Origin of the sequence: Aquimarina sp. I32.4 (assembly GCF_002924285.1) — a bacterium.
Lineage (GTDB): Bacteria > Bacteroidota > Bacteroidia > Flavobacteriales > Flavobacteriaceae > Aquimarina.
Genome location: NZ_PGUB01000147.1, coordinates 1 through 8043, shown reverse-complemented (window position 1 = coordinate 8043; position 8043 = coordinate 1). Strand labels below are relative to the sequence as shown.

The window sequence follows — 8043 nt, the reverse complement described above, 5'->3', positions numbered from 1 at the left end:
AGAAAGTATGAGTAATGAACTTATAAAATCTATAGTAAGTAATCATCACTACTTAGACGCATTTATGCGAAGTTAATATCCGTAAATTGTATAACAATGGGAGCACCACATAATAAAAATAGATACGGAGAGGCTCTGGCCAGCGTATAGAATTCAATATGCTCTAAAAGCCTTAGCGCCATTACAAAAATTAGTCACATTATCAGGAGGGTGGGCATGGCACTTTTTATCTCCAGCAGGACATATAGAGTATAAACATGCCCATGATCATAAAGATATAGATCTGTTTGTACACCCAATAAATGTAGCAGAAGTCATGTCTATAGTATTAGAAACAGGTTTTAAAAAAGTATGGACACGCTATGATAGATTACCAAGTAAAGAAAATTTTAGAAGATATGAGAAAATCATAACCACAAAAGAAAATGTAACTTTTAGGATTACCATAGATTTTTTTGTGAGAGAAGTACCGTATAAGATTGTAAAAGGGTGGAATGTAGTAGAACCATCATTCTTACTAGGGTTATATAGTAATATACATTCTAGTGATAAATGCTGGGCAGTACAATCTGCTATAAAATTATTAAACAAAAATATAGACCCTCTTGATAGAGAAGAATTGGTCGCAGTTCCCAAATAATAAAGCTCAAAATGATATGTGTCATTTAATAAGTTAATAAGGGATTAAAAACATATTATACATGAAAACAACAAATACAATTATAATTATAGATCTTGAAGCCACTTGTTGGAATGGATCGATACCAAAAGGTCAGGTCAATGAAATTATCGAAATAGGCATTTGTCTTCTCGATACACAAACAGGAAGCATATCCAAAAATCAAGGAATATTGGTAAAACCAGAACGATCAGAAGTAAGCCCGTTTTGTACAGAACTTACAACAATCACTCAGGAATTGTTGGATACAAAAGGAATCTCTTTTGAAGCAGCTTGCAAAATTCTAAGAACAGAGTATCTGGGATATCAATACACTTGGGCAAGTTACGGACAATATGATTTGAATATGATGAGAAAACAATGCTCAGTAAGAGGAGTTGATTATCCATTATCTGCCAATCATATCAATGTGAAAACACTATTCTCTGAGGTCAAAGGACTGAGAAGAAAAGTTGGAATGAAAGGAGCTTTAGGTATATTAGAAATACCACTAGAAGGTACACATCATAGAGGAGTAGACGATGCCAAAAATATAGCCAAAATCTTAGATTGGTGTTTGAGACAATAAAAGGAAAAATCTCAATTTTTTAGAAAAGATTCCTTAACATTAAGATTTTTACAATAATTTAGAAAATAACAAAAAAACTTATGCATATTTGTATAACAAAATGAAACAGAATAGAATACATATCACGTTAAAACCACTGTATAATCAGTGTGTATCCCGAGAAATCTATAAGATGTATACTCAAACAGGACGTTATGTAGCTATTTTAATCATCATTCTATAAAGTGATTTAAAAACAAAAACTAGATATAACTACAAACGTCCAAGAAATTGGACGTTTTTTTTATGATTTTTTTTAAGAATATGAATAAATAATAATTAGTACATACAAAGTAATAGTTGGAAAGTAAGCATCAGAGAGACAGACGATTGCCAAAACATCCAGTATCTGTTTGAAAACGGACTGGAATTCTTATGCTTGATTTTAAGTGTAAATCACTGGTAATCAGCAAAATAAATAGAAAATAAGTTTGTGTGTTAAAAAAAATGTTTTCATCTTTGCAGGGCAATCAAGAAATAAGAAGAGATTGTATTTATAAATATAAAATAATAGAAATGACACTAAATAATCTTCAATATAGTCCCCGTTTGATTCTCAAACAAAGGGTGTATTGTTCTAATAAGAACATAAAAGGTGTCTGTTTTATAAAAAAGATGAATATAAGAACATAACTTATACAAACATCAAGATATATAGAAGGCATCCTAATAAGGTGCCTTTTTTTATTTATACAATCTAGAATCAACTAATTTTAAAATTATTAATTATGAAAACTCACTTAAATACCACAAAAGGAGAAATGAAAAAAAAGAAGCCATGGATCATAAGAATACTAACAAAGTGGGCTTCTAATTACATCAATGCGATGAGTAAAGCACTATACCCTCCAGAAACCAAAGGAGTAACAAGTAAAAATGATAGACATCGTACTTTTCATAAGTAGAAGAAAACTATAATTGCTTAAAAATAAACAACGCATAATATGGTATGAATATCACTGAGAGTTTGATGTAAGGCCCTGCAATAATCTAGGGGTTATTTAAGCAGGGCTTTGATAGAACGGATTAATCATATTTATTACTTTTTACTTTTATTGAAAAAGGTATGAGTACTTTAATTCAAAAATATATTACAAAACACGATATGAAAATTTGATTTTTTTAATTTATTACGCAAGTGTCTTAGTAATTGTTTTTGAAGAAATAATACATTTTTGAATAGTATTTGAAACTTTATTCTTTTATACTATCTAATATAAATACCTTGTGAGGTATAAGCGTATAAAAATATGAGTACCAAACTATATATTAAATACATGGTCAGTTTGCGATGCAAAATGATGGTTAAAGAAGAACTGAAAAAATTGGGGTTGCAATTTGTGTTGGTTGACTTGGGTATGATTGAGATATTAGAAGACATTACAACAGAGCAGCGAAAAAAACTGAAAGAGAATCTTTTAAATTCAGGGTTAGAATTGCTAGATGATAAGAAGAGTATTCTAATTGAAAAAATAAAAAATGTCATTATAGAAATGATTCATTATACAGATGAATTGCCCAAAGTCAATTATTCCGATTACATAAGTGAAAAAATTGGCTATAATTATACATATCTAGCAAATATTTTTTCTGAAGTGAAAGGAATAACTATTCAACAATTTATTATTATCCATAAAATTGAAAGGGTCAAAGAATTGCTTATTTATGATGAACTAAATCTTACCGAGATTTCCCATAAAATGCACTATAGTAGCGTGGCACATTTATCCAATCAATTTAAAAAAATCACTGGTTTAACCCCTACGTTTTATAGGAAACTGAAAGAAAAACGCAAACAAAACCTAGAAGATTTATAACCGATTATATTATGTTAACCAGATCTTAAGCATATAAACCAATCTTTTATACAGACTTACAGGATACCATTTTTTCAATTTAGCATCATTTAGATATACAGATATATTGTTTTGATACTTACATACCACAAAATGCCCTGCATTAAGTTCGATGATCGCTGTTTTACCAATCGCATTTCTTATTTTAATAGGTAACCCTATAGACAAAATTATTTTTTTATTCATAACCTTAAAGGTGATCTATTTTTGTACGAAACCTTGCATATTGAAAGTTATTTTTATACTAAATAATCTTTCGCTGTATTGATATTTGAGAATGTGTGATATATGTAATATGGATTTAGTGTGGTATAACACAATGTATATTTAATTATCACATTTTTGTAGTAAAATAAAAGCAAAATGGATAATCAAGATATAAATCAAATAAAGAATGCATTGAAAAATGGCAAATGGAAGAAATTATTCATTTTAGCATTTGTATTTATACTATTAATAGCATTTAAACCATGGGTTCAAGTAGGGGCAGGTGAAAGAGGAATTGTTCAAAATTTTGGAGCAGTTCAAGATGTTGTACTAGGTGAAGGGATTCACTTCAAAATACCAATAATGCAAACAGTGATTCTAATGGATGTAAAGATCCAAAAAACGATGACTGATGCTGCGTCTTCCTCCTCAGACCTTCAGGATGTAGATTTATCAGTGGCCTTGAATTATCATATTATACCAGATAAGGCAAATTTAGTTTACCAAACCATTGGAGTAGAATTTAAAAAGCGCATAATTGATCCAGCAATTCAGGAAGTAATGAAAGCCGTTTCGGCAAGATATACTGCAGAAGAATTAATTACCAAAAGACCAGCAGTAAGTACTGAGATGCAAGAAGCACTCACCTCAAGGTTGCTTGCATCGAATATATCTGTTGATGCTTTTTCAATTATTTCGTTTAGCTTTTCTCAAACTTTTACCGATGCTATTGAGGCAAAACAAACAGCAGAACAGAATGCCTTAAAAGCAAAGCGAGATTTGGACAGGATAAAAGTCGAGGCAGAACAAACTATTGCTGCTGCAACGGCTGAAGCAGAAGCACTACGACTACAAAAAATGAATATTTCACCAGATCTAATCGAGTTGAGAAAAATAGAAGCAAATCTCAAAGCAATAGAAAAATGGAATGGAGTTTTACCACAAGTAACAGGTGCAGGAGCTATTCCATTTATTGGTGTAAGTGATGTGGTTAAAAAACAGAAAAGAGCATAGAATTAAAGATCATTAAAAAGTATTCTTTAAAACGAATGATTAGATAAAAACATAATTTGTCTAACAGAACTTTTACAGAATACCTTTTTACATTTTGATATTAGAACAAACAAATTAATATTAATCAAAATGTTTAATGGTAAATTCTGTCGGACAATTTAAAACTACTAAAAACAGCAGATGAAAGTAATAGAGTTTATATCGAGCTGGAGTGATAATTACTTATTCATTATTGGTATTGTTATTATTGTTACTATAGCTCTTATTAAATTAACAATATGGATACTTAATAAGTACATTCTACATACCTCAAAAAACTCTCAAATTGCACCTACTCATTATCATTTTTTTAAAAATGCTGTTGCTTTTCTATTTTGGCTAATTGCCCTAGCCACCATTACTTTTCTTATCCCTCCACTCAAAGCTTATGCACTTACGGTTTTTGCAAGTGCAGGCATTTTCTTAGCTATAATTGGATTAGCGGCACAACAAGCATTATCTAATATCGTTAGCGGGACATTTATTGTTATTTTTAAGCCTTTTAGAGTTGGTGATTTTATTACAATTGCCGATCAACATATAGGAACAGTTGAAGATATTACCTTGAGACATACTGTAATTGTCAATTTTGAAAATAGAAGGATTATTATCCCTAACTCTATTATAAGTGGTGAAACGGTTGTCAACAGCAGTATAGCCAATGAAAAAATATGTGAGTCAATCGTTATAGGAATTAGTTACGAAAGCGATATTGACACCGCTATAAGCATAATAAGAGAAGAGGCCGAAAAACACCCTTTTTGTATTGATAACCGATCTAAGAAGGAAAAAAATAAAGATCTAGAAATTGTTCAGGTTTTTCTTATTGGCTTTGGCGAAAGTAGTGTAAACCTTAAAGCTAGAGTCTGGTGTGATAATCCATTCAAAGCTTTTGATATGCACTATGATATTAATCAATCCATTAAAAAAAGGTTTGATAAAGAAGGTATTGAAATTCCATATCCACACCGAACAATTATTTATAAAAAACCTTTAAAAAAGAAAAATAATGCAACACCTTCTTCAGAATAATTATTTACCTCTATTTTAAAGTCAGTTAAAAAAACCAATGAATTACTATCTAATCATATCCCAATAGATTGTTAACTCCGATAAATAGGTTGTTTGATATTCAAAATAATGTTATACAAAAGTGTGATATATGTAATCTTGGTTAAAGCTAGTGTAACACATTAGATTTTTAATTAATCGATTTTTGTATACGTATTATACCGCTTTATGTGGTGTCTTATTAATAATCTAAAAACAGAAAATTATGTCAAAAGAAAAAGCAGGTAAAGCCAAATCAGGTAAAAAAGCTCCAGAAAAGAATTTGAAAGAAAAAAGAGCAGCAAAAGCTGCAAAAAGAAAAGAAAAAAGGAGTGGTGACTAATGGTTGCATAAAAACTTATACGATCATCTTGCCCTAGTTTAGTGTTAATCTTCTATCATAGTATCAATGAAAAATAATGAATTAGAAAAATCATTTACACATAACCTAGTTGACATAGTTGATTACGTTCCTGGATCTGTAGTTATGAAAGCAATTTTGAAGAAAAAAACAGGAACAGTAACAGTATTATCATTTGATAAAGGAGAAGCATTACCTTCAAGAATATTACCTTTTGATAATCTTATTCAAGTCATAGCTGGAGCAGCTGATATTATCATTAATGAAAAACTTACTACAATCGAAACTGGTCAAACAATCATTATACCAGCTCATGCAAGGAATATAGTAAAAGCGAATAAGCGTTTTAAAATGTTGTCTACCATCATTAAGAGCGGTTATGAAGATATAAGTGTTTAAAATGTAAAGATAAATTATATGATTAGACAAGAAGGTAAATTCAAACCAGGAGATATTGTTTATGCAAAAGTAAATCCTGAAGTTAAATTGATTGTAAGGTTATATTACCGTCAAATCTACTACTGTACGTTTGCAGAAGACCCTAAGAAAAAGGAAGTAGTTTTTTTTGAAAGAGAGCTTTTATAATCATTGCTTAAAACGATAAGAATTAAGAACTAATACCAGTGTACTTAGAGTTTTCTTTTGCGGTAAATTCTAAGTATAAATAACAGACACATAAAATGACACAAGAATTAAGGAATACAAAAGCACAAAGCTTTCATTTCAATATTCCAAAAAAGAAACCTAAAATTGCTTACTTCATACTAGTTTATGGTTTTCCTAAAGAGTTCAAAAGGTTACTTAAAGCCATTTATCATCCAGGAAATCACTACTTAATTCAGATAGATCAAAAAAATGATATTAATGTTAAAAATGATATTAAGACTTTTTTAAAAGGTTATTCGAATGCCTATGTCTTAAAAAGTGAACCTATAGTTTGGAGAGGGTATAGTATGGTCCAGTCCCAAATTCATGGAATGAAGTATCTCTTAAACCGTTGTCTTAAATGGGACTTTTTTATTAATCTAAGTGATCAGGATTTTCCTTTGAAATCTCAAGATTTCTTCTTTGATTTTTTGTATAAAAATAAAGGAAAAAACTTCATGAAAATAACCAATCAAGTGAGAGTACGCCCTGATACCCTGAATCGTGTTGACCACTATTTTCAAGAGGTAGATATAGGCTTTTTGGGCATACCCTATAAAAAATCTTTTATGAAAAATGTAATCCCATATATAGGAGGGCCATGGATGATTTTGACTAGAACTTGCTGTGAATTTATCTATCATAGCCCTGAAATAAAAAAGTTTGAAGATTTCTATCGTAATACATTGATCGCAGATAAATCATTTTTTCAAACCGTACTCATGAATACTTCATTCAAAGAAACAATTGTTAATGATGATAAAAGAGCTGTTATATGGATAGCTGATGGAGATTTTAAATTGAAACCAAAAATCTTGATAGATTCAGATATTGACTTTTTAATGCAAGGCGATAACTTATTTGCACGAAAATTTGATGAAAGAATAGATAAATCTATATTGAATATTCTGGAGGAGTTTTTAGACACAGAGCAACTAGCAAATAATTCTAATAATATTGATTTCAACCTTACCTCAATACTTAATGACGACACAAAAAATAGCACTCTATTAGATCCAGAAACAATCATAAATCCGCCAACTAAATTAACAAAACTTAATGGCAATAAATAATAAAATGGCTAAAACTACTATAAATAGAAGTTGGAGAGAGCAAAAGGTAATGCTCAAACAGAGATTTTCTATTTTATCTGACAAGGATTTTGACTTTAAAACCGAGAAAAAAGAAATGATGTTTGATAATCTTGCTGTTAAACTTAAGATTACCAGAGCAGAACTAGAATCTCTTTTTGCTGAACTCCAAACCTATTGAATTACATCAATATAGCGGTAATATAATTAGATTATTTGGGATAAAATCCGTATATTTTTTCTATGAAATAAATGGATTTTAGGTCAGTAGATTCGGCTACTAGAAAAGAAATACGCAAACGGGCTATAAAACAAATTAATTTAGGAAAAAGGAAGAAAGATGTTGCTATTATGTATGGAGTTAACCAGAATACGATTACCAATTGAGTTAAAAAATAAGCTATATTCTATAATACAACTTAACTAGTTATCTTTGTTTTAAAACAAGTGCAAATGGTACCAGAATCTTTCACAGAATTTTTCAAAATCCTAGA

The 8043-nt window shown here is 29.9% G+C and carries 12 protein-coding genes; 11 read left to right on the top strand and 1 reads right to left on the bottom strand.

Going from position 1 to position 8043, the window contains the following annotated elements:
- Nucleotides 1–316: 316 nt before the first annotated feature.
- From CVD18_RS23260 to CVD18_RS20390, 4 genes are all read left to right on the top strand, one after another.
- On the top strand, nucleotides 317–640 hold the full coding sequence (locus CVD18_RS23260; RefSeq protein ID WP_233194605.1) for a hypothetical protein: 324 nt from the start codon (nucleotides 317–319) through the stop codon (nucleotides 638–640).
- A 61-nt stretch (nucleotides 641–701) separates the two neighbouring features.
- On the top strand, nucleotides 702–1247 hold the full coding sequence (locus CVD18_RS20395; RefSeq protein WP_103867338.1) for a 3'-5' exonuclease: 546 nt from the start codon (nucleotides 702–704) through the stop codon (nucleotides 1245–1247).
- A gap of 767 nt (nucleotides 1248–2014) precedes the next feature.
- Complete coding sequence (locus CVD18_RS22840; protein WP_158250523.1) at nucleotides 2015–2191, top strand: hypothetical protein; 177 nt, start codon at nucleotides 2015–2017, stop codon at nucleotides 2189–2191.
- Nucleotides 2192–2563: 372 nt separating this feature from the next.
- Complete coding sequence (locus CVD18_RS20390; protein ID WP_103867339.1) at nucleotides 2564–3103, top strand: AraC family transcriptional regulator; 540 nt, start codon at nucleotides 2564–2566, stop codon at nucleotides 3101–3103.
- A gap of 9 nt (nucleotides 3104–3112) precedes the next feature.
- Here the strand turns inward: CVD18_RS20390 and CVD18_RS20385 are convergent, their stop codons facing one another.
- Nucleotides 3113–3328: a hypothetical protein gene (locus tag CVD18_RS20385; protein ID WP_103867337.1), complete on the bottom strand. Its 216-nt coding sequence runs from the start codon at nucleotides 3326–3328 to the stop codon at nucleotides 3113–3115.
- A 177-nt stretch (nucleotides 3329–3505) separates the two neighbouring features.
- Here CVD18_RS20385 and CVD18_RS20380 point away from each other — a divergent pair, with 177 nt between their 5' ends.
- The 7 genes from CVD18_RS20380 (at nucleotide 3506) to CVD18_RS23435 (ending at nucleotide 7936) form a co-directional block, all read left to right on the top strand.
- A complete protein-coding gene (locus CVD18_RS20380; RefSeq protein ID WP_103867336.1) occupies nucleotides 3506–4363 on the top strand; it encodes a prohibitin family protein in 858 nt (285 codons plus the stop codon).
- Between the two features lie 180 nt (nucleotides 4364–4543).
- Nucleotides 4544–5434 carry a mechanosensitive ion channel family protein gene (locus CVD18_RS20375; protein ID WP_103867335.1) on the top strand — a complete coding sequence of 297 codons (891 nt, stop codon included), beginning with the start codon at nucleotides 4544–4546 and terminating at the stop codon, nucleotides 5432–5434.
- Between the two features lie 505 nt (nucleotides 5435–5939).
- Nucleotides 5940–6212, top strand: a complete 273-nt coding sequence (locus CVD18_RS20370) for a cupin domain-containing protein (protein ID WP_233194604.1) — start codon at nucleotides 5940–5942, stop codon at nucleotides 6210–6212.
- Nucleotides 6213–6230: 18 nt separating this feature from the next.
- A complete protein-coding gene (locus CVD18_RS23015; RefSeq protein WP_199185119.1) occupies nucleotides 6231–6398 on the top strand; it encodes a hypothetical protein in 168 nt (55 codons plus the stop codon).
- A gap of 95 nt (nucleotides 6399–6493) precedes the next feature.
- Nucleotides 6494–7531, top strand: coding sequence for a beta-1,6-N-acetylglucosaminyltransferase (locus tag CVD18_RS20365; protein ID WP_103867333.1), 1038 nt, complete (start codon nucleotides 6494–6496; stop codon nucleotides 7529–7531).
- Nucleotides 7518–7730 (top strand): general stress protein CsbD, encoded by a 213-nt coding sequence (locus CVD18_RS20360; RefSeq protein WP_103867332.1) that lies wholly within the window; start codon nucleotides 7518–7520, stop codon nucleotides 7728–7730. The genes CVD18_RS20365 and CVD18_RS20360 overlap by 14 nt, the downstream gene beginning before the upstream one ends.
- Before the next feature lie 71 nt (nucleotides 7731–7801).
- The gene (locus CVD18_RS23435) at nucleotides 7802–7936 is read left to right on the top strand and encodes a hypothetical protein (protein ID WP_255409481.1); all 135 of its coding nucleotides are present in this window, start codon (nucleotides 7802–7804) and stop codon (nucleotides 7934–7936) included.
- Nucleotides 7937–8043 lie beyond the last annotated feature (107 nt).